Origin of the sequence: Gordonia caeni, assembly GCF_039537105.1 — a bacterium.
Lineage (GTDB): Bacteria > Actinomycetota > Actinomycetes > Mycobacteriales > Mycobacteriaceae > Gordonia > Gordonia caeni.
The window spans coordinates 257,934-279,363 of record NZ_BAAAZW010000001.1 but is presented as its reverse complement, the minus strand read 5'-3'; the positions used below and the strand labels follow the sequence as shown (position 1 = coordinate 279,363).

Below are 21,430 nucleotides of genomic sequence, written 5' to 3'. Positions count from 1 at the left end.
CAGTGGCCGGTGTGGAGGGGTGGCCCGGCTCAGTGGTCGGTCGGTGGAGGGGTGGCCCGGCTCAGTGGTCGGTCGGTGTCAGCCGGGGAGCAGGCTGGAGCGGCCGACGACCACCGAGATGGCGCCGTCTTTCTTGGCCCGCGACCCCGCGGCCGGGCTCTGCGACATCACCTTGCCGTCGTTCGGCGAGTTCAGGCCCACCGAACGCTGCGTCGTGGTGAGGGTGCTGTCTTCCCAGCCGGCCGAGGTGAGTGCGTCCTTGGCCTGATCGACGGTCTTGCCCTTGAGGTCCGGCACCACGAACTGGTTGCCGCGCGAGATGGTCACCTGGACCACGCTGCCGACGGTCACGGTCTCGCCGCTCGACGGGGACGTCGACACCACCTGCCCGGCGGGACGTTCGGAGTCGCCCTGGACCACGGCGATCTCCAGGCCCATCTGCTCCAGGGTGGTGCGCGCCTCCGCTTCGGTCTGGCCGATCAGGTCGGGCACGCTCACCTCCTTCGGCCCGGTGCCGACGAAGACGACGACGGTCGTGTTGACGGCGGCCTCGCTGCCGGTGTTCGGCGTGGTGCGCACCACCTTGTCCTTGAGGGCGGCGGTGGAGTCGGTCTTCTCGTTCTTGATCTCGGTGAAGCCCAGGCCGCGGAGCGTGTCCGTGGCCTCCCGGACGGTCTTGCCGCGCAGGTCCGGGATCGGGCGGCGCTCGGGGCCTGACGACACGTACAGCGTCACCTCCGACCCCTTGCGGGTGGGGACGTCGTTGCCGGGCGCGGTCCGGGTGGCATTGCCCGCGGACACGTCCAGACTGGGTTCGGAGAGTTCCTTGACGCTGAAACCGGCCTGTTCCAGGTTGTCCTTGGCGGCGTCGGCGGCCAGCCCCGTCACCTTCGGCACCGCGATCAGATCGCCGGCGGAGTTCCACGGCGACCAGGCGAACAGCCCGACGCCCAGCACCAGCACCAGCAGCAGCGCGACGGCGGCCTTGGCCCCGCGGCGGCGATAGATGGGCAGTTCGTCGTCGTAGTCGTCCGAGCGGGCGTGCCGGCCCTCTTCGCGGCGGCGGCGCCGCGCATCCGAGGTGGGCGCGATGCCGCGGGTCGGCAGATCCAGCAGATCGTCGTCGTTGTCGTCGAGCAGCATCGGCGCTGACGGCTTGCCGCCGGCGAGGACCTTGATCAGATCCGACCGGAACTCGGCCGACGTCTGGTACCGGTTGGCCGGGTTCTTGCTCATCGCCTTCATCACCACCGAGTCCAGCTCGGGCGCGATGTCGGGGTTCACCTGCGACGGCCGGCGCGGATCCTCGTGCACGTGCTGGTGGGCGACGGCGATCGGCGAGTCACCGGTGAACGGAGGCTCCCCGGTGATCAGCTCGAACAGCACGCAGCCCATCGAATAGATGTCGCTGCGCGGATCCACCTTGATGCCGCGCGCCTGCTCGGGCGACAGGTACTGCGCGGTGCCCATCACCGCCGACGTCTGCGTCATGGTGGCCGAGGTGTCGTCCATGGCGCGGGCGATGCCGAAGTCCATCACCTTCACCGCGCCGTGGTGGTCGATCATCACGTTGGCCGGCTTCATGTCCCGGTGCACGATGCCCGCGCGGTGGGAGAAGTCCATGGCGGCGGCGACGTCGGCCATCCAGGTCATCGCCTGCCGCGGCGCGATCGGGCCGTTGGCGCGCAGCACGTCCCGCAGCGTCTCGCCGTCGACGTACTCCATCACGATGAACGGCAGCGGACCCTCGGGGGTGTCGGCCTCCCCGGTGTCGAAGACCTGAACGATCGTCGGATGGTTCAGTTTGGCCGCGTTCTGCGCCTCGCGGCGGAACCGCAGGTAGAACATCGGATCGCGGGCCAGGTCGGGCCGCAGGATCTTGATCGCGACATCCCGGTGCAACAGCAGATCCCGGGCGAACTGGACTTCGGACATGCCGCCGAAACCGAGCAGCTCACCCAGTTCGTAACGATCGGAGAGGAGTTCGTCCTGCTCCATCGTTATCCACCGCCCAATCCGGGTATCTGGGGCAGCCAGTCGGGCACCTGGTTGGTCGTGGTGGTCGGCGGAGTGGTCTCCGGCTCGGTGGTGGGCTCAGGCTCGTCGGTCGGCGACTCGGTCTCGGTATCGGTGGTGGTCGTCGGCGTCGTGGGCGAGGGACGCGTGGTCCGCTCGGTCGTGGTCCGTTCCGGCGTGGTGGTGGTGGTCTCGGTCGTCACCGACGGGGTGGTGTTCTCCCGGTTCGACGACGTCGCCGGATCCAGCAGCCAGAAACCGATCAGCGCGATCGCCGCCAGCAGCAGCAATGCGGCGACGGCGGCCAGCACCTTGTGGCCGGTGCTCCAGCTGTCGTCGACGACGGGCGGAGGCGCGGTCGCGGCGCGCGTGGCCCGGGACGGTGGCGGGGGCGCGACGACGGGGTTGGTCGCCACCCGCGTGGGCGGCCGGGTCGGCGCGGCCACCGCGCCGCCGCGCGGGACGGGCGGGCGTTGGCCGCTGCGCACCACGGCCACGGCCTCGGCGAACTCGCCGCCGGTGGCGTAGCGCTGCTGCGGATCCTTGGCCAGGGTGATCGCGATCAACTCGCGCACCGGGGCCGGCACCGAGTCCGGCAGCGGCGGCGGGGCGTCCTGGATGTGCTTCATCGCCACGGTCAGCGGACCGTCGCCGACGAACGGCCGCTGCCCGGTGAGGGCCTCGTAGCCGACCACACCCAGCGAGTAGACGTCGGAGGCGGCGGTGGCTTCGCCGCCGGTGGCCTGCTCGGGCGAGATGTACTGCGCGGTGCCCATCACCATGCCGGTCTGGGTCACCGGGGCCGCGTCGACGGCCTTGGCGATACCGAAGTCGGTGATCTTCACCTGCCCGGTCGGGGTGATGAGGATGTTGCCCGGCTTCACGTCGCGGTGGATCAAGCCCTGCGTGTGGGCCGCCTGCAGCGCCCAGCCGGTCTGCTCCAGCATGTCCAGGGTGTGGGCGAGCGACAACTTGCCCATCCGGCTGATCACCGAGTTCAGCGGCTCACCGTCGACCAGCTCCATCACCAGGTAGGCGAGGGGGTCACCGCCGTTGCGGTCGGGGGTCTCGCCGTAGTCGAAGACGTTCGCGATGCCCTGGTCGTTCAGGCGCGCCGTGGTCTGGGCCTCGGTGCGGAACCGGGCCAGGAAGGTCGGATCGTTGGAGTACTCGGCCTTGAGCACTTTGACGGCGACGCGCCGGCCCAGCCGGGTGTCGAGCGCCTCCCACACCTGGCCCATGCCGCCGGTGGCGATCAGCCGGACCAATCGGTACCGGTCGGCGATGATGGTGCCGTTCTGCAGGCTCATCAGTTACCTCCCGTATAAGCATTCAACACTGCACGTCCAATCGGGGCGGCGATCACACCGCCATAGGATTGCGATCCCTGGTTCCCGTTCTCCACGACCACGGCCACGGCGATCCGCGGATTCGAACTCGGCGCGAAGGCGATGTACCAGGCGTACGCGCTTCCACTCTGATTCGGATCGGTGGTGCCGGTCTTCGACGCGATCCCCGACTGCGACCGGTAGGTCTCGCGTTCGGACAGGATCATCATCTCGGTCAGTGTGTCAGCTTCCTCGGCGCTCAACGGCCGGTTGACGGCCGAAGGAGAGGTAGTCGACACGGTCCGCAAGTCCGCGGTCTGGAGCTTGTCCACCAGGTAGGGGCGCATGCGCACGCCGCCGTTGGCGACGGTCGCGGCGGTGAGGGCGTTCTGCAGGGCGGTCACCCGGACGCTGCGCTCACCGATCGACGACTGTGCCAGTGCGGCCATGTCCCCGTCGAGATCGCCGACGGTCGACTTGGCCACCTGCATCGGGATGCCGTCGGGATCCTCGCCCACCCCGAACCGCATGGCGGTGTTCTGGAACTCGGAGAACGGATCGCCGGGCAGCTTCTCGGTCACCAGCTGCGCGAAGGCGGTGTTGCACGAGTACTCGAAGGCCTGGGTCAGGCTCACCGAACCGCCGGTCGCGCCCGGGCAGGGCTCGCCGTTGTTGTTCGGCAGGGTGGTCGCCGAATCCGGGAGCGGGAACGTGGGCGCCGAGGTCAGCCGGATGTCCGGCTGCAGGCCGGCGTTCAGCGCGGTCGCGGTGGTGACCACCTTGAAGGTGGATCCGGGCGGATACAGCTCGTTGATGGCGCGGTTGGTGAGCCGCGACGGCACGTCCTCGCGCGTCAGCTCGTTCCAGCTGCGCTCGGCGGCGTCGAAGTCCTGGGTGGCCAGCGAGTTCGGGTCGTAGCTGGGCGTCGACACCATCGCCAGGATCTTGCCCGTGGACGGTTCCAGCGCCACCACGGCACCGCGGCAGGCGCCGTCGCACTGGCCGTTGCGGAGGGCGTCGAACGCGGCCAGCTGGACCTTCGGGTCGACGGTGGTCAGAACGTTGCCGCCGCGCGGATCGCGCCCGGAGAACATGTCCACGAAGCGCTGCGTGAACAGCCGGTCGTCGCTGCCGCTCAGGAACGGGCCCTCGGCGGCCTCCAGGCCGCGGTCGGCGCCGTAGCGCAGCGAGTAGAAGCCGGTCACCGGGGCGAAGGCGTTCGGGTTGGCGGGGTACTCGCGCTGGTACTTGAACCGGTTGCCGCTGGGCACCGACTGTGCCAGCACGGTGCCGTCGGCGGCGACGATGAGGCCGCGCTGGCGGGCGTACTCGTCGAAGAGCACGCGCGCATTGCGCGGATCGTTGCGCAGGGCGTCGGCCTTGAACACCTGCACGTAGGTGGCGTTGGCCAGCAGCAGCACGATGATGGCGATCACCGCGAACGACACCCGCTGGATGGGACGGTTCATTTCCGCACCACCTGCGTCGGCAGTGACTCGACCTCGACCTTGGGCCGCGGCTTGGGGGCGTCGGGTTCACGGGCGGCGTTGGAGATCCGGATCAGGATCGCCAGCAGGATGTAGTTCGCCAGCAGCGACGACCCGCCGTACGAGAGGAACGGCGAGGTGAGACCGGTCAGCGGGATCAGCTTGGAGACGCCGCCGAAGACGACGAACAGCTGAATGATGATGGTGATCGACAGCCCGGCCGCGAGCAGTTTGCCGAAGCTGTCGCGCACGGCGACCGCGGTGCGCAGGCCGCGCATCACGAAGATGAAGTAGAGCATGAAGATGGCGCCGAGACCGACCAGCCCGAGTTCCTCGCCGAACGAGGCGAGGATGAAGTCGGTGTTGGCGAACGGCACGATGTTGGGTCTGCCCGACCCGAGACCGGTGCCGAACATGCCGCCGGTGGCCAGCCCGAACAGACTCTGCGCCACCTGATAGCCGTAGGTGTCGTACTGGGCGAACGGGTCCTGCCACACCTGGACGCGGATCTGCAGGTGGGCGAACAGCTGATAGGCCACCACCGCGCCGACGGCGAACAACCCGACGCCGAGCAGCAGCCAGCTGACCCGTTCGGTCGCGATGTACAGCATGGTCAGCACGGTCGCGAAGATCAGCAGCGACGTGCCCAGGTCGGATTCGAAGCCGAGGACGCCGAGCGCGATGATCCAGGCGGCCAGCAGCGGTCCCATGTCGCGGGCGCGCGGGAAGTCGATGCCCATGATCTGCTTGCCGGCCGTGGTGAACAGGTCGCGCCGGGACACCAGGAAGGCCGCGGTGAAGATGATCACCAGGATCTTGGAGAACTCGCCGGGCTGGATGTTGAACAGCGGGGTACGGATCCAGATCTTGGAGCCGTTGATCTCCGACATCGACGCCGGAAGGATCGCCGGCAGCGCGAGGAAGATCAGGCCGGCCAGACCCAGGGTGTAGGCGTACCGGGCCAGGGTGCGGTGATCACGCAGCAGCATCAGCGTCACCGCGAAGGCCACGATCCCGATCACCGCCCACAGCAGCTGCTGGTCGGCGTTGGAGGTGGGCTCGGTGGACGTCAGCAGCTCGTCGGTGCGGGCGGTGCCCAGGTCGAGCCGATGGATCATCACCAGACCCAGCCCGTTGAGCGCGGCGACCGCCGGCAGCAGCGTCGGATCGGCGTAGGGCGCGAAGCGCCGGACCACCAGATGGGCGACGGCGAACAGCACCACGTAGGCGGCGATGAACTTGGCCAGCGCCCAGGAGATCTCCTGGCTCTGGGCCACCTCCACCAGCAGCAGCGCGATGGCCACCAGCACCAGGGCACACACCAGCAGCACCAGCTCGGTGGTGCGGGCGCGGTTGGTGGGTGTGGCGGCAGGCGCGTGCGCGGCGGAGGAGTCGACCATCAGGGCTCCCGGCACGTCCGGCGACCCTCGGGATCGACGGTGGCGGACGACGGGGTGGGCGATGCGGCCGACGGCTCACTCGATTCCGGCGCGCCGGGGGTACGCGGGGCCGGCGAGGGCTCCGGCGCCGGTGTCGCCGGCGTGCACAGGGGGAGGAACTCGAACTCGCGGACCCGGTCCTCGACGTCACGCAGGCCGAGGTTCTTGATGCTGGCCGAGTTCACCGTCGTCTGACCGACCCCGGTCAGGTCGGCGACCCGCATCGGCTCGCACGGCTCGCTGTCGTCCGTGCCGAGGAAGCTGATGCTCGGCTCGTCGGTGTCCAGGTCGGTGACGCAGACCTTCTGGCTCGGCTCGCTGAGGCTGATGAACAGGACCCGGTCCGGGGTGCCGCGGTTGACCACCACGGCGCCGTTGTCGGCGGTGACGAAGTAGTTCTCCATCGCCTTGGAGCGCACCACCAGGAAGGCGGTCACGATCAGGCCGATGATCACCGCGGCCGCGATCACCAGCAGCGGCAGCCGCCACGGGCTGCGCCGGTGCGGAGCGGCCGGTTCGGCGTTGATGCTGGGGCGTTGCGTCGGTGCGGCGGGCGGCCGGAGGGCGGCGGCGCGTCCGGCGGCGGTCGAAGGATCGGGGGCGTAGCCGCTCTGATCGTCGCTGCCGGCGGCGCCGCCGAGGATCGGTCGGGACTCGCCGTATTCGGTGTCGACGACGTCGGCGACCACCACGGTCACGTTGTCGGGGGCGCCGCTGCGCAGCGCCAGTTCCACCAGGCGGTCGGCGCAGGCGATGTGGTCGGGGGTCGACGACAGGGTCTCGGCGAGGGTCTCCTCGCTGACGACGTCGGACAGGCCGTCGCTGCACAGTAGGTACCGGTCGCCGGCGCGGGCCTCGCGCATCGTCAGCGTCGGCTCCACCTCCTGGCCGGTGAGCGCCTTCATGATCAGCGAGCGCTGCGGGTGGCTGTGCGCCTGCTCGGCGGTGATGCGGCCCTCGTCGACCAGACTCTGGACGAAGGTGTCGTCGCGGGTGATCTGGGTCAGGACGCCGTCGCGCAGCAGGTAACCCCGCGAGTCGCCGACGTGGCACAGGCCGATCTTGCTGCCCGCGAACAGGATCGCGGTGAGGGTGGTGCCCATGCCCTCGAGTTCGGGATTGTGGGCCACCTCGGCGGCGATGGCTTCGTTGCCGTGCCGGGTCGCCGCGCCGAGGGCTTCGAGCAGGTTGCCGCCGGGCTCGTCGTCGTCGAGGCCGCGCAGCGCCTGGATCACCAGCTGGCTGGCCACCTCGCCGGCCGCGTGGCCGCCCATGCCGTCGGCGAGGGCGAGCAGGCGTGCGCCCGCGTAGACGGAGTCTTCGTTGTTGGACCGGACCAGGCCGCGGTCGCTTCGCGCGATGTAGCGCAGGACGAGAGTCACGACCGCAACTCGATCACGGTCTTACCGATGCGGATCGGGGTGTTCAGGGGTGCGCGCACCGCGGTGGTCACCTTGCCGCGGTCCAGGAAGGTGCCGTTGGTGGAGCCGAGGTCTTCGACGTACCAGTCGTCCCCGCGTTTGGAGAGCCGCGCATGCCGTTCCGAGGCGTAATCGTCGGACAGCACCAGGGTCGAGTCGTCGGCACGACCGATCAGCACCGGCTGATCGCCGAGGGTGATGCGGGTGTTGGCCAGTGCGCCGGCGGTCACCACCAGGTAGCGGGCTCCGCCGCGGCCGGCTGAACGCCGCCGATCCCGGAAGCCGCCGCCGGACGGGCGACGGGTGCCCGTCGCCGAGGCGAGATCTGCGCGCATGGAGCGGATGATCGCGTAGACGAACAGCCACAGCAGGATCAAGAACCCGAAACGGGTGAACTGCAAGACGATCCCCTGCATTCGTGCTTCACCTCCTGTGAGATCTCTGGTGCCGGCGGGTTCCGGCGGCGTGCGGTATCACTACATCGGTCAATTCAGTGAGCGGTCGGGGCGCTGATCGGCCCCGACCGCATTCTATGTTGCTTCGGTTACTGGAACCGGACGGTGATGTCCGAATGCCCGAGGCGGATCCGATCGTTGTCGGCCAGGTTCCAGCTGCTGACCGGCATCCCGTTGACGGTGGTGCCGTTGGTGGAGTTCAGATCCTGCAGCATGGCGTTCTGGCCGTCCCAGCGGATCTCGACGTGCCGCCGGGAGACGCCGGTGTCGGGGAGACGGAACTGCGCGTCCTGGCCGCGGCCGACCACGTTGGAGCCGGGGCGCAGCGCGTAGGTGCGGCTGCTGCCGTCCTCGAGGACCAGCGTGATCGCGGCCGGGGCCTGCGCGCCGCCAGCGGCCGGCGGGGCGTATCCCGGCTGGGCGTAGGCGGTCTGCTCGTAGGCGGGCTGGCCGTACTGGTCGTACTGGGGCTGCTGTCCGTAACCCTGGTCGTACTGGGGCTGGTCGTACTGCGGCTGCTGCCCGTAGCCGGGGTCGGCGGCCGGCTGCCCGTAGCCCTGCTGGTCGTAACCGGGCTGCTGGTCGTATTGGGGCTGCTGGCCGTAGCCCTGGTCGTACTGGGGCTGCTGGCCGTAGCCGGGGTCGGCGGCCGGCTGCCCGTAGCCCTGGTCGTACCCGGGCTGCTGCTCGTACCCGGGCTGGGCGTAGCCCTGGCCCTGGTCGTACTGCTGCTGGTCGTGCTGGGGCTGCTGTCCGTAGCCCTGGTCGTACTGGGGCTGCTGTCCGTAGCCCTGCTGCCCGTAGCCCTGCCCCTGGTCGTACGGCTGCGGCTGCTGCTGGTCGTACTGCGGCTGGCCGTATTGGTCGTACGCGGGCTGCTGTCCGTAACCCTGCTGCTGCTGGTCGTAGCCGGGGGCGATCGGCTGGCCGTACTGGTCGTAGCCGCCCTGCTGGCCGTAGCCCGGGTACTGGCCGTCGTTTCCGGGGGGATTGGTCATGTCGGGAGCTCCTCGGTTCGGGCTTTCGGATGGTCGGGTCGGCGTCGGGCGCGGCCGCACGTCGGGATCGATGACGCCGCGGGTGCGAAACTGTCCGGTATGCAGTGAGGGCACCTGGTCGAACTCTACGACGACTGGGCCGTAGGTCTGCCACCCATTGTCACGTATGAAGTCTTCGAGGTGGCGGGAAAAGATCTTACGGTTGAGGGCGTACTCGTCGCTGACGTGCTCCAGGTCGGAGGTACTCAGCGTCACCACATAGGCGTTGGCCACCAGGGATGCGCCGTCTCCGAGGTCCTCTGCGGAGGCTTCCGCCTCGCGCTGCAGGCCCTGCTCGATCTCCTGCGGCGCCACCTGACCACCGAAGACACGCGCAAAGCCGCCGTCGACGGCGGACTCGAGCTTGCGCTCGATACGGTCGAGAAGACCCACGGGTACTCCTTTGCGGTGCTCGTTGGCGTGTCGGCGTGATTGCGCCGTGGATCAATGCTACCGGGGCCGGGCCCAAAAGTGGCTTCCGCACACCACCACCCGCACCGCTGGCCACTTCAGTATCGACGGGTAGGGGTTGTCGTAGGGGTGTTTCGCCTGGTCGTCGGCGGGCGGCTCAGCCGATTTTCCCTCAGCGGCCGATCCGTGTAATCTCGGTCAAGTCCACGCGGACGACCGCCGAGTGATCGGCAGCCACGGGCGAGTGGCGGAATGGCAGACGCGCTGGCTTCAGGTGCCAGTGTCCTTCGGGACGTGGGGGTTCAAGTCCCCCTTCGCCCACACAGAGCGGTTCAGGACGAATCGCACAAAGAGGTCAGGTTGTCGAAATGCGGCCTGACCTCTTTGTTTTCGATCTGGCTGAAGGCGGCTTCCCCCTGAAGTAGGGCTTTGGGGAGGCGCAACCAGATGTCCCCGAATCAGGGTTAATTCTCCGTGATGCCTGGCTGGCGCGGGCGGATCAATGGCTCCTCCCGCCGTGTACTCAGATCGCTTCGACCACGTTCAACTCATACAAATGGACGGAGTTCGAACGACCTCCGGCGTGATGACGCTTCACGACGGTGGTCTGACTACTAAGGCGCCTGTAGTCAAACTGAGTGATCGTGCATCAGGGTTCGAACCGAATGTCGACCATGGCACATGACCACGATTGTGAGTCGCCTGCTGTGCGGCCAGAGCTGTAAGGGACAGATTGGCGCTCGTTTCACGTATGAGCACAATCAGGACGGCGGGGGAATCATAGGAATCAGCGTTGGCTGGGGATTCCTGAACGCCAGCTACTCTGGAGGCCCACGTGCGCGGCAGATCTCGACGAATCCGTCGACGTACATCTTCTCGTAGAGAAGACCGAAGGAGCGCAGATTATGCGGTACGTTCCATGGTCGCTATTGGCGTTGGGCCTCGTCGTCGCTGCGACGGCAGGCTCGGGCCACGCGGTTGGCGACCGCATCCTGCTGGTCCTGCTAGTAGGTGCTCTGGTTTCCGCGATTCAATTCACCCCGCTAGGTGCTGTTCCCCAGGTCGACCAGCGCGACCGAGGTGACTAAGGATCACCGCGAACGCAACAGCGGCAGAGTCGGGTCGTAGGTGACCGAGACTCTGCCGCTTAGCTCCGCAGCACTGCATAGGGGTCTGCTGCACGGATAGGTGACATCTGATCTGTGGTGCCGAAGGGTGCTGCTGGAAGGATGTTCACGGTGCCGAAGCCGTATCCCAAGGAGTTCCGTGACGACGTGGTCCGTGTCGCGAAGACCCGTGAACCGGGTGTCCACCTCAAGCAGATCGCGGCCGACTTCGGTATCAGCGAGTCCTGCCTGACGAACCGGATGAGGACCGCCGACGTCGAGGACGGCAACAAGCCCGGCCTCACCGACTCCGACCGTGCCGAGAACCGTGAGCTGAAGAAGCCCCCCGTCTTCTGGAGCAGGAAACGAGGTCCTGCGCCGGGCGGCCGGGTATCTGTCGCAGGCGAATCTGTCGGGAAGATGATGTACCCGCTCGTCCGCGGGCTGGCCGGCGACGGGGTAGCACGAAATCGGCCGATCAGTATATGACTGTGGATGGCAAGGGAGTCACCGGTAGTGGATGGCGTTAGCAGACGAGGCACGATGAAGACAAGGAGTCAGGAATGAATCCTCTTGTGCCGAGCGCGTGGGAAGTCGTGGCGTTCATTGTTTTCGCCCTGCTGGCGGGTCTTGTTGTTGGAGCAATCGTGATCTCGATCCGACAGCGGCGGCGGCGCGACGATGGACGACCACCCGCCGCGCAGCACGATCTGTCACAGCGAGAGGATGACGCCACGCCGCCTGATCGCAAGGCGTGACACGGTGAGCGCCCGAGCAGCAGTCTCCATTGAGCGCCCACCAGCTTCGTATGGCTTCGTCTGCCCCTCCGTGGTTGGCCAACGTCAAGAGCACCGTGGCCCTTTGGCTGCGGTGCTCCCGGTGTCTGGTGTGCATATTGCCGAAGACGGTCAGTAGCGTCGTAAAGGCGAGCGGCCGGCTCCGGTCGGTGCGGCCATCACTTCTCGAACCCGTAGTGACGCTTCCGCCGACCGGACGAGCTCCATGACAACGGCTCCGTGGCCGACCGGCTTCGACCCGCTCGCTGCCACGCGATCGCTGCCGTGAGTCGACATGTGACCGATTGTCGATCTGGCGGGGTGAGTGGCCCTGGGGTCAACGGTGCCGGGACCCCGGTGTCGACGGACCGCGGTGCCCGGTCAGCCGGTCGATCCCCTCGTCGACGGCGACGACGACACGGTCGAGGTCGTCGAGGATCGGCCCCGACAACCGCGTCAGGTTCTCGCCGTGGGCCGCGATGCCGTCGTACAACGCGGTCATCATGGCATCTTCCTGCCGCTGCTCGGCCGTGAGCGGCTCGCTGTCGGTGCGGACACCGTCGGCGGGGATGTCGCCGTTGAGGTAGTCGACCAGTTCGTCGGAGCCCAACATCTCGTGGCCGGGAGTCATCGCCCCGTGGTTGGTCACCACGACGACGTCGCTTCCCTGGTCGCGGTAGCGCTGCGCCAGGGGTGCGGAGTGGACCTGCGGCGGCACGTAGACGTCGGTGTCGTTGTAGCGGAAGACCACCGTGCCCGAGTACGGCTGATCCGGGGTGCCCGGACTGATGTCGGTCATCAACTCGTGGACCTCGGGGTTGTCGATTGCGCCCGACTTGCCCGCCGCTCCCAGCGGGAGCGGGAACAGGACCCCGCCGTAGGTCATGACGGTGGAAACCAGCCCGGGCACCGGAACCGCGTCGCCGAGTGCGCTGACCGCCTTGGTGAAGACGACGGCGCTCGGCCGCAGGTTGTCGTAGAGCACACTGCGTTGGTCGGCGGTCATACTTCGCTCCACGCCGACGAATGCCGACCAGCCCAAGCCGTTCTGGGCGCCGGGCTCTGCCAGGAAGCCGCCCAGATCGGTCGGACCGGAGTCGATGATCACCAGGTCCACCCGGCCGTCGGCGTGGCGGTATTCGGCGACCCGGGCGCAGTCGATACCGCCCCCGCTGAATCCGTAACAGGTCACCTCCGTGACCGGGGCGTGCCCCGGCGAATTCCGGTAGGCCTCAACGGCGTTCACGATCCGGACGCCGTTCATCTCGCCCGCATACTGCGGACTCCGATCGCCGTACGCGTCGGGCACGATCACGGTGACGCCGTCGGCCAGGGCGGCGTTGATCCGTTCGACGTCACCCTCCGACAGCGAGCGCCGGTCCAGCTGGTGCGACGGGGCGTCGCCCGCGTACAGCGAATCGGTGGGCGGAATGTAGGTGAGCACCCGGCCCGACGGATCCGCCGGCGTGAAGACGTTCATCGTGCCGACCTCGGGATCGCTGCCCCGGCGGACCCCGGTGCCGTACCGGAACTCCTCGCGCGTGGCCGCCTCGGTGATCTGCCCGGTCCCCTTGGCCGTGCCGGCGTGGACGGCGCCGTCGATGTCGGGAGCCTCCGACAGGATCTCCGAAGATCGAGGCGGGTCCAGGAGAGGAGAGCCGTGCGCCTGTCCCGCACCGATGGTCAGACCGGAGGCCGCGAGCACCGCCACAGCGATCTTCCCGGTGAACTTGAGGACTTGCGCACGCTTCCAGAACCCCGTACCCGCCGACATGCCGCCATCCTCGCATCCGCACCGCAGCCTCGGCGCCGGAAATCGCTATATGGGCGACCGGGGAAAGCACCTGTCGTCTCTTCCCCATATCTATGGTAATCATTAATGCCATATGCAGTGGGTCACACTTCAGGAGGTTGACGATGACTGACACCGATCCGGTGATCGTGGTGGGGGCGGGCCTGTCCGGCCTGGCGACGGCCCTGGCTTCGGCGGCCAACGGCCGGCCCGCCGTGGTGCTGGAAGCAGCCGATCTGGTCGGCGGGGCGGCGGCCTACTCCGGCGGGCAGGTGTGGTGCGGCGCCAACCACGTCGCCGCTCGCGAAGGCGTCGAGGACACCCAGGAGCTGACCGAGACCTACATCAGGGACGTCGCGAGCCATCTGGCCCCCGAAGTGCTCGACGAGCAGGCGCTGCTGCGCTGGCTGCGCAGGTCGCCGGCGGCGATGGAGTACTGGGAAGACCTGAAGGCGATCGCCTGGACGATGATCCCGGGACTGGCCGACTACCACAACGAGGCCGCCGGGGCGCTTCCCGAAGGCCGCTATCTGACCAACGAAGTGATCGACGGCGCGGTGCTGGGCGACTGGCGCGAGAAGCTGCGCTACAGCCCGTACTTCCCGGTCGGCACCACCTACCGGGACCTCCTCGGCAAAGGCCGCCGCGCGACCTACGTCGACGACGACGGGGGAGAGGCCGAGGCGGCCAAGCATTCGCACGCCGGGCTGCCGGCCTTCGGTCTCACCGACGGCACGGGATTCGACGGAGCGGAGTCCGGTGACCCGCTGACCTACGGCACCGGCGTCGTCGCCTCCTTCCTGAACCGGGTGCTGCAGGAGCCCGACATCGAGATCCGGGTGAACCACCGCGTGGTCGGTCTGCTGACCGACGAGAACGGCGCGGTCGTCGGCGTGCGGGCGCAGACCGATGACGGCGAGGTGGAACTGCGCGGTCCGGTGGTGCTCGCGACGAGCACGTACGACTGGGATCCGGACATGGTCGAAGACATCCTGGGCCTGTCACCGGAGGATTGGGGTTCGGTGGCACCGGAATCGATCCGGGGCGACGGCCTGCGACTGGCCCGCTCCGTCGGGGGCGTGCTGGCCCGGATCCCGGCCAATGCCACGCCGATCCTGCCGGGCTGGCGCTCCGAGGTCGGCACCGGTTTCGGGTACGGCCCGGAGTACGCGATGCCGCACTCGATGATCGTCGACCGCACCGGCAACCGGTACTGCAACGACTCGTACTGGGTGGACATCTGCCGCAAGACCCTCGACCCGAACGACCGGCATCTGCCGTTCTTCCTCATCTGGGACGACCAGCATCGCCGCAAGTACGGCCTGGCGGCCACGCCGCCCGGGGGCGAATACCCCGAGGGCTGGGTCCAGCAGGGGGCGACGCTGCGTGAACTCGGCGACAAGCTCGGCATCGACGGCGAGCAGCTGACGAAGACCGCCGAGCGGTACAGCGAGTTCGCGCGCGAAGGGACAGATCCGGACTACGGCCGCGGCTCGATCGACTACGTCAACCGCTTCGCCGGCGATCCCGAGCACACACCGTCACCGGTCCTGGGCGAAGTGAACACCGCACCGTTCCACGGCATCCGGCTGCGTTTCGTGGGCACCGGTATCGGCACCAGTGGTGTCCACATCGACGGCGACGGCCACGTTCTCGACGAGCACGGGCAACCGATCAGCGGCCTCTACGCCGCCGGCTCGGTGGCCGCGCTCACCACAACGGGGACCGCCTACAACTCGGGTATCGCGCTCGGCCGTGGTCTCACGCTGGCGTACCTGATCGGCCACGAACTGGCCGGTCGTCCCATCGCCTGATCACAGGTGAACAGAGTGTGCTCGAGGCGGGAAGCAACGCGGTTGTGACACGGCGAAGCGGCCCTCATCGGTGAGAAAACCCACTCTCGAGACTCAGCGCCAGATCAGGAAGACCGAGGTGTGTGGAGCTGGCCTCAATGATGAGGCCGTACGCAGCATCGTCGCCGAGACTCCATCCTCGGCTCGCATTGCGGAAGTAGATCAGGCGTACACCGATCCAGCCGCATCGTTTGTTGCCATCGACGAGCGAGTGGTTGCGGCAAAGGGAGTCGAGCAATGCAGCCGCCTTCAACCCGAGAGTGGGGTACTGCTCGTCGCCGAACACGGTGATCTGAGGCCGGTGGACGCTGCTTTCCAGGAGGCCGAGGTCACGGACTTCTGGGTTCGTCCCGTAGGCCGCGCGGTAGACCAGGAAGATGTCGGCGATCTGCGGCGTCCAAATCACTTCACGTTGCCGAGCCGGTCGAGGAGAGCCTTGTCGTTGCCGACGATATCGGCGACCGCATCGTCCATCGAACGCAGAGATCGTTCGCGCAGCCCGCGCTGGACCTGCTCGGTAACGAACTGGCTCATCTGACCTTTCGGAATGGTTGCGCGTAATTCGGCTGCGACGTCGTCAGGCATAGTGACGAGGAAGCGTGCGGTCACGTCCATCCTCCGATCTTTTCGGGGCCATATATATCGAGTATATATCCGACGACGCCTCGAAGACGATCGCTATCCACGGGCCGACGGGTCGCGGGTTCGCTCCGCGTTACAGCCAGGGAGACGGCGTGCCGCGTCCGCCGACCGCACCGACGGGTGCGATCGCGTTGATCCGGGCGAGGTCATCGGCGGTGAGGGTGAGATCGGCGGCCGCGATGTTCTGCGCGACGCGGTCGGGGTTGCGGGATCCGGGGATGGGAACGATGTAGTCGCGTTGCGTGAGGGTCCAGGCCAGGGCCAGCTGCGCGACGGTGACGCCCTTGGCCGCAGCCAGTTCGGTGAGCCGGTCGACGATCTCGGCGTTGGCGTCGTAGTTTTCAGTGCTCCACCAGGGCATGAAGGTGCGGAAGTCGGACGAGTCGTAGAGACCGGCCGGCTTCGCGGTGCCGGTGAGGAAGCCACGTGCAAGCGGGGAGTAGGCGACGAACCCGATGCCGAGTTCCTCCAGCAGCCCGAACAGCGGCTCGGCGTCCGGGGCGAAGATCGAGTACTCGGTCTGCAGCGCCGAGATCGGGTGCACCGCATGGGCTCTGCGGATCACCTCGGGCGTGGCCTCCGAGAGACCGAGGTACTTCACCTTGCCGGCTTCGACGAACTCGGCCATCGTCCCGACGACGTCCTCGATCGGCACGCCGGGATCGACGCGGTGTTGGTAGAGCAGATCGATGCTGTCCACTCCCAGATGGCGCAGGCTGACTTCGACCACCTCGCGGATGTGCTCGGGACGCGAGTCGGTGCCGAAGCTCGGCGTGAATCCGAACTTGGTGGCGATCACCACCTCGTCGCGGAACGGCGCGACTGCGCGACCGAGCAGCTTCTCGCCGTCACCCCAGCCGTACATCTCGGCGGTGTCGAAGAGCGTCACGCCGAAATCGTGGGCACGGCGGATCGCGGCGACCGATTCGGTGTCGTCGGTCGCGCCGTAGCCCACGACGGTGCCCATCGATCCGTACCCGATCTCCGAGACGCGCAGTCCCTGCGTCCCCAAAGTCCTCTGCTGCATGAGCCGGCCCTCTCCATCGTAAGCGAACCAAACGGTTCGGTTTGACTGTATGGTGCAGGAACAGTGCTGTCAAACTAAACGGTTCGGTTTGGTAGCTTGGGGGCATGACGACCTCGTCCCGTTCCGACTCACCCCGAGACCGGGTGATCGAGGCGGCCACGGCCGAGTTCGCGCAGTGCGGGATCGCCGGTGCGCGCATCGATCGGATCGCGAAGACCGCCAAGACGAGTAAGGAACGCGTCTACGCGTACTTCCGCAGCAAGGAGGAGCTCTACGGCTTCGTCCTCGCCCGCGAACTGGAGGCGATCGGCGAGGCGACGCCGATGGACACCGCCGACCTGCCCGGCTACGCCGGTCGCGTGCACGACTACTTCGTCGCCCATCCCGACAGGCTCCGGCTGATGCGGTGGGGACAGCTCGAGGCCGCCGGCGCCGAGGCCGACCGGGCCACCCAAGAGACGGCCACGCGCAAGGCCGACCAGCTTCGCCGCGCCCAACGGGAGGGCCTGCTCGACCCCTCGTGGGATCCGCTCGACATCCTCGTCTTCCTCAATCAACTGGCGATGTCGTGGGCCGGGCAGCCCGGCCTGACGGCGATGTCCGACGGTGCGCGGGACCGGTTCCTGGCGGAGCGTCGAGCGGCCGTCGTCGCCGCCGTCGAGCGGCTGTTCCCCGCCGTCCCCGGCGGGCCTGCATCGTCGGTGTAGCCGCTGTTCACCGGGCGGCCGGACCCACTGTGCGGAGCAGACGCGGTGCGCTGTACCCGGCTAGGATCGAAGCCGGAGCAAGGTGAGCGGGTCGTGGTCGGCGCGACGCAGAGGGGACTCGACGTATGGCCAAGGCGCGCTCGGGTTCTCGGGGTGTTCCGCGTGCCGAACGCGAGCGGCAGATCTGCGATGCCGCGGCGGCGGAGTTCGCGACCCTCGGCTATGCGGGGACGACGATCGCCCAGGTGGCTGCGCGCGCGGGAGTCTCGAAGCCGCTGGTGCTGTCGTACTTCAGCTCGAAGGAGGGGCTGTATGTCGCCTGCTGCGAGCGTGCCGGACGCGCGATGACGCAAGGGGTGGCCGAGGCTCTGGCCGTGTCCGATGCGACGGCGATCGGACGCGGCGCGGAGGTGCTCTCCGCCATCTTCACCGCGCTCGAGCCCCGTCCGCACGATTGGCTCGTCCTCTTCGACAGCACTCTCCCCGCGCAAGGTCCGGCGGTCGACACCGCCACGCACTACCGGCTTCGGCTCGGCGAGCAGGCCGCGGAGGGGATCGCCGCCTCGTTCGCCCCGCACCTGTCCGAGCCGGGCGATCTGTCCGCGTTGACGCAGGTGTGGATCGCGATGGTTTCCGCCCTCGTCGAGTGGTGGTTGCGTCATCCGGATCAGACCGCTGAGCAGATGACGCGCCGCAGCGACCGGCTTCTGACGGCGCTGGCGACAGCCTCAAAGTGAGCTCATCAGAAGTGCTTTAGATCACAGGTGCCGCGCCACCTCGGTGACATCACGTTGACCCGCCAAAAGAATTGACCATATGGTCAATTCTCAATCGCAGGCGACTCCGGACTCGCTTCGCGGCTGAGTAGGGAGAAGCACGATGGCCTCGCAAACCGAGAGCAGAAACCTCACCCGAATGGGCGGCTGGATCCATCGCCATGCCTGGTGGATCGTCGTCTTCTGGGTGGTCGTCGCGGGCGGGATGAACGTCGCGATACCGCAGCTGGAGCAGATCGTCAGTCGGCATTCTGCAGACTTCCTCCCCGCTGATCTGCCCGCCAACCAGACTCTGGAACAGATGGCCGCCGACTTCGGGGTGCCGCCGTCGAACGCCGTCAGCAGCGTCATCCTGGTCGACGACAACGGCTTCAGCGACGCCGACGCCGACTATTACCACCGGCTCACCGAACGGCTCACCGCCGATTCCGACAACGTCGCCTACCTCGTCGACCTGTACGGCAACGAGATCACCCGGGACATCGCCGTCAGCCCGGACGGCAAGGCCGTCAACATGCTGCTGGCGCTCGACGGCTCGGCCGGATCGACCCGCGCCGACCACGCCACTGCGGCGGTCCGGGACCACATCGCCGCGCTCGACAGGCCCGACGACCTGCAGGTGCACCTCAGCGGCCCGACGGCCACCCTCGCCGATCTGTTCCGGGAGATCGACGTCTCGCTGCTCATCATCACCGCGGTCTCGGTGCTGCTGATCACCCTGATGCTCCTCGTGGTCTACCGCGATCTGGTGACCGCGCTGATTCCGCTGGTGAGCATCGGCATCACCCTGGCCGTGGTCCGGCCGATCGTCGGGCTGCTCGGTGACGCCGGAGTGCTCTCCATCTCGAACTTCACCATCGCGATCATGACGGCGCTGGTCCTCGGCGCCGGCACCGACTATGCGGTGTTCACGATCGGGAACTATCACGAAGCCCGCCGGCTCGGCCATCCACTCGGCGGAGCGGTGGCCCGGGCCTCCGGACGCACCGGTCCGATCCTGATCGCTTCGGCACTGACCATCGCCGCGGCGTGCGCCGCGATGATCTTCACGAAGATCGGCATGTTCACCACCGCGGGACCGCCGACCGCGATCGCGATTCTGGTGACGCTGGTGATCGCGCTGACCCTCCCGGCGGCACTGCTGTCCCTGGCCGGCCGCCGCGGCTGGGCCGAGCCCCGCCACTCGTCGGTGGCACGGTGGCAGCGGCGGGGTGCCCGCATCATTCGGCACGCGGGGATCTACACGGCCGCTGCGCTCGTGTTCCTGGTCGGCACCGCGCTGATCACCACGACGTTCCGGATGAACTGGGACGAGTCGGCGATGCCGCGCACCGCCACCGACTCCACGCGCGGATACGACCTCGCCTACCAGCATTACGGACAGAACGTCCTGGCCCAGGAGTTCGTCACCGTCGCCAGCGATCACGACATGCGCAACACCGCCGACCTGGCGGCCCTGGAACTCGCGGCCCAGACGGTCGGCAGCCGTCCGGAGGTGGACGTGGTCCGTTCGGTGACCCGCCCGTACGGCACCGCGCTCGCCGAGGCGGCGACCGGCCATCAAACCGGCATCGTCGGTGAGCGCCTCGAGGACGCCCACCAACAGATCAGCCAGGCCACTCCGGAGCTGCGGCGGCTCGCCGAAGGGGTGGGGCAGCTCTCCGCGGGCGCGGACGACGCCGTCACCCGATTGCCCGAGCTGGTCTCGGGCACCGAAAAGGTCGCCTCCCTGGCCGGCACCATGCTCACGGGTCTCGATCGCGCCGATGCACTGGTGCGGACGGCCGGCGGAACCTCCGTGCGCGACGACCTCCCCGAGGTCCGCCGCACCGTCCGGGCGGCTCTCCAACTCGCCGACGGTCTGCTGACGCAGAGCCGACTCGCCGAGACCACCGAGCGGCTGGACGGCGTCTTGGGGCCGTTGCTCGCGGTCGAGACCTCACCCGCCTGCCGCACCGATCCGGTCTGTCGTTCTGCGCGCGACGCGCTCTCGGCCTACGACCGCGCCACCGGCGGGCAGGTGAGTGCCGCGCGGGGCGACTGGGCCGCCCTGCGCAGCGCCGTCGTCGACGGCGCCAAGAAGGTGAAGCTCCTGATCCCGCAGATCGAGGGGACCCTCGGCGTCCTCGACCGACTCCTCGTCCAGACCGGTGGGCAGACCTCGGACCAGCTGCGCGGCGAGTTGAACCGACTGGTCGGCGGCACCCGCGAACTGCAGGCCGGTCTCAAGACGATGGCCGACGGTCTGCATCAGGTGAAGGACGGCACCGACCAGACGGTCGAACTGACCGGCGAACTGCGCACGGGGCTGCAGCAGGCGGCCGACTACCTGCTCACGATGAGCAAGTCGACGCGCACCGGTCCCGGCGCCGGGTTCTATCTGCCGGGCGAGGGCTTGCGTGACCCCCGTTTCGTCGAGGGCGCACGACTGCTCATGTCTCCGGACGGCACGACCGCACGCATGATGGTCACCTGGTCGGTGAACCCGTACAGCCAGGAGGCGATGAGCGCCACCCGGGAGATTCCGGGGATCGTGGCGCAGGCACTGGACGGCACCGTGCTCGACGACGCCCAGGTGGCCACCACGGGGCTGGCCGCGCTGTCGGCAGACATGCAGGATCAGGTCCGCAAGGACTTCCTGGTGTTCGCGATCGTCGCCGGCATCGCGGTGCTGCTGATCTTGATGGTGCTGTTGCGCAGCATTCTGGCTCCGGTCCTGCTGGTGGCCACGGTGCTGCTGTCGTTCGCCTCGGCGATCGGGGTGAGCGTGCTGGTGTGGCAGCACCTGATCGGGATCGACCTGGACTGGTCGGTGATCCCGGTGTCGTTCATGGCGGTGATCGCCGTCGGTGCGGACTACTCGATGCTGTTCGCCTCGCGGATCCGGGAGGAGAGCGCCAACGGCGGGATGGCGCGCGGCATCATCCGTGGGTTCGGCAGTACCGGTGGCGTCATCACCACCGCCGGCCTGGTCTTCGCCGTCACCATGTTCGCGCTGATGAGCGGCACCGTGCTGAACCTGGTCCAGATCGGGTTCACCATCGGTGTGGGACTGCTGCTGGACATCGCCATCGTGCGCACCGTGCTGGTGCCGGCCATGATGGCGGTGTTCGGCGAGAGGATCTGGTGGCCGTCCGGCCGTCGTGCCTGACCGTAC

General features: G+C 68.1%; 17 protein-coding genes and 1 tRNA gene. 7 read left to right on the top strand and 11 right to left on the bottom strand.

Translation table 11 applies throughout. The features are described from left to right. Positions 1–78: 78 nt before the first annotated feature. The 7 genes from pknB to ABD732_RS01280 form a co-directional block, all read right to left on the bottom strand. On the bottom strand, positions 79–1,998 hold the full coding sequence (pknB, locus tag ABD732_RS01310) for a Stk1 family PASTA domain-containing Ser/Thr kinase (RefSeq protein WP_344779785.1): 1,920 nt from the start codon (positions 1,996–1,998) through the stop codon (positions 79–81). Between the two features lie 2 nt (positions 1,999–2,000). Further along, positions 2,001–3,326 carry a protein kinase domain-containing protein gene (locus ABD732_RS01305; RefSeq protein WP_344779783.1) on the bottom strand — a complete coding sequence of 442 codons (1,326 nt, stop codon included), beginning with the start codon at positions 3,324–3,326 and terminating at the stop codon, positions 2,001–2,003. Beyond that, positions 3,326–4,813, bottom strand: coding sequence for a peptidoglycan D,D-transpeptidase FtsI family protein (locus ABD732_RS01300; protein WP_344779781.1), 1,488 nt, complete (start codon positions 4,811–4,813; stop codon positions 3,326–3,328). Before ABD732_RS01300 ends, ABD732_RS01305 begins: the two co-directional genes overlap by 1 nt. Continuing rightward, positions 4,810–6,231, bottom strand: a complete 1,422-nt coding sequence (locus ABD732_RS01295; RefSeq protein WP_344780338.1) for an FtsW/RodA/SpoVE family cell cycle protein — start codon at positions 6,229–6,231, stop codon at positions 4,810–4,812. The genes ABD732_RS01300 and ABD732_RS01295 overlap by 4 nt, the downstream gene beginning before the upstream one ends. Further along, positions 6,231–7,652, bottom strand: coding sequence for a protein phosphatase 2C domain-containing protein (locus ABD732_RS01290; RefSeq protein WP_344779779.1), 1,422 nt, complete (start codon positions 7,650–7,652; stop codon positions 6,231–6,233). The genes ABD732_RS01295 and ABD732_RS01290 overlap by 1 nt, the downstream gene beginning before the upstream one ends. After that, positions 7,649–8,107, bottom strand: coding sequence for an FHA domain-containing protein FhaB/FipA (locus ABD732_RS01285; protein WP_344779777.1), 459 nt, complete (start codon positions 8,105–8,107; stop codon positions 7,649–7,651). Before ABD732_RS01285 ends, ABD732_RS01290 begins: the two co-directional genes overlap by 4 nt. Positions 8,108–8,235: 128 nt before the next feature. Further along, positions 8,236–9,576: an FHA domain-containing protein gene (locus ABD732_RS01280; protein WP_344779775.1), complete on the bottom strand. Its 1,341-nt coding sequence runs from the start codon at positions 9,574–9,576 to the stop codon at positions 8,236–8,238. A 256-nt stretch (positions 9,577–9,832) separates the two neighbouring features. On the opposite strand from ABD732_RS01280, the gene ABD732_RS01275 reads away from it, so the two are divergent. The 3 genes from ABD732_RS01275 to ABD732_RS01265 all read left to right on the top strand — a co-directional run bounded on the left by ABD732_RS01275 (position 9,833) and on the right by ABD732_RS01265 (position 11,458). Beyond that, positions 9,833–9,915, top strand: a tRNA-Leu gene (locus tag ABD732_RS01275). Between the two features lie 917 nt (positions 9,916–10,832). Then, the gene (locus ABD732_RS01270; protein WP_344779773.1) at positions 10,833–11,189 is read left to right on the top strand and encodes a hypothetical protein; all 357 of its coding nucleotides are present in this window, start codon (positions 10,833–10,835) and stop codon (positions 11,187–11,189) included. Positions 11,190–11,263: 74 nt separating this feature from the next. Next, positions 11,264–11,458 (top strand): hypothetical protein, encoded by a 195-nt coding sequence (locus tag ABD732_RS01265; protein WP_344779771.1) that lies wholly within the window; start codon positions 11,264–11,266, stop codon positions 11,456–11,458. A 355-nt stretch (positions 11,459–11,813) separates the two neighbouring features. Here the strand turns inward: ABD732_RS01265 and ABD732_RS01260 are convergent, their stop codons facing one another. Next, complete coding sequence (locus ABD732_RS01260) at positions 11,814–13,250, bottom strand: lipase family protein (RefSeq protein WP_344779769.1); 1,437 nt, start codon at positions 13,248–13,250, stop codon at positions 11,814–11,816. 143 nt (positions 13,251–13,393) lie between these two features. On the opposite strand from ABD732_RS01260, the gene ABD732_RS01255 reads away from it, so the two are divergent. Next, positions 13,394–15,082 carry an FAD-dependent oxidoreductase gene (locus ABD732_RS01255; RefSeq protein WP_344779767.1) on the top strand — a complete coding sequence of 563 codons (1,689 nt, stop codon included), beginning with the start codon at positions 13,394–13,396 and terminating at the stop codon, positions 15,080–15,082. A 64-nt stretch (positions 15,083–15,146) separates the two neighbouring features. On the opposite strand, the gene ABD732_RS01250 is transcribed toward ABD732_RS01255, so the two are convergent. From ABD732_RS01250 to ABD732_RS01240, 3 genes are all read right to left on the bottom strand, one after another. After that, positions 15,147–15,527 (bottom strand): type II toxin-antitoxin system death-on-curing family toxin, encoded by a 381-nt coding sequence (locus ABD732_RS01250; protein ID WP_344779765.1) that lies wholly within the window; start codon positions 15,525–15,527, stop codon positions 15,147–15,149. Beyond that, positions 15,524–15,736 carry a hypothetical protein gene (locus ABD732_RS01245; RefSeq protein ID WP_344779763.1) on the bottom strand — a complete coding sequence of 71 codons (213 nt, stop codon included), beginning with the start codon at positions 15,734–15,736 and terminating at the stop codon, positions 15,524–15,526. Before ABD732_RS01245 ends, ABD732_RS01250 begins: the two co-directional genes overlap by 4 nt. A 100-nt stretch (positions 15,737–15,836) precedes the next feature. Beyond that, positions 15,837–16,790, bottom strand: coding sequence for an aldo/keto reductase (locus tag ABD732_RS01240; protein WP_344779762.1), 954 nt, complete (start codon positions 16,788–16,790; stop codon positions 15,837–15,839). 104 nt (positions 16,791–16,894) lie between these two features. On the opposite strand from ABD732_RS01240, the gene ABD732_RS01235 reads away from it, so the two are divergent. The 3 genes from ABD732_RS01235 (at position 16,895) to ABD732_RS01225 (ending at position 21,424) form a co-directional block, all read left to right on the top strand. Beyond that, a complete protein-coding gene (locus tag ABD732_RS01235; protein WP_344779760.1) occupies positions 16,895–17,497 on the top strand; it encodes a TetR family transcriptional regulator in 603 nt (200 codons plus the stop codon). Between the two features lie 125 nt (positions 17,498–17,622). Next, positions 17,623–18,234 carry a TetR/AcrR family transcriptional regulator gene (locus ABD732_RS01230; RefSeq protein ID WP_344779758.1) on the top strand — a complete coding sequence of 204 codons (612 nt, stop codon included), beginning with the start codon at positions 17,623–17,625 and terminating at the stop codon, positions 18,232–18,234. Between the two features lie 178 nt (positions 18,235–18,412). Next, positions 18,413–21,424: an MMPL family transporter gene (locus ABD732_RS01225; RefSeq protein WP_344779756.1), complete on the top strand. Its 3,012-nt coding sequence runs from the start codon at positions 18,413–18,415 to the stop codon at positions 21,422–21,424. Positions 21,425–21,430 lie beyond the last annotated feature (6 nt).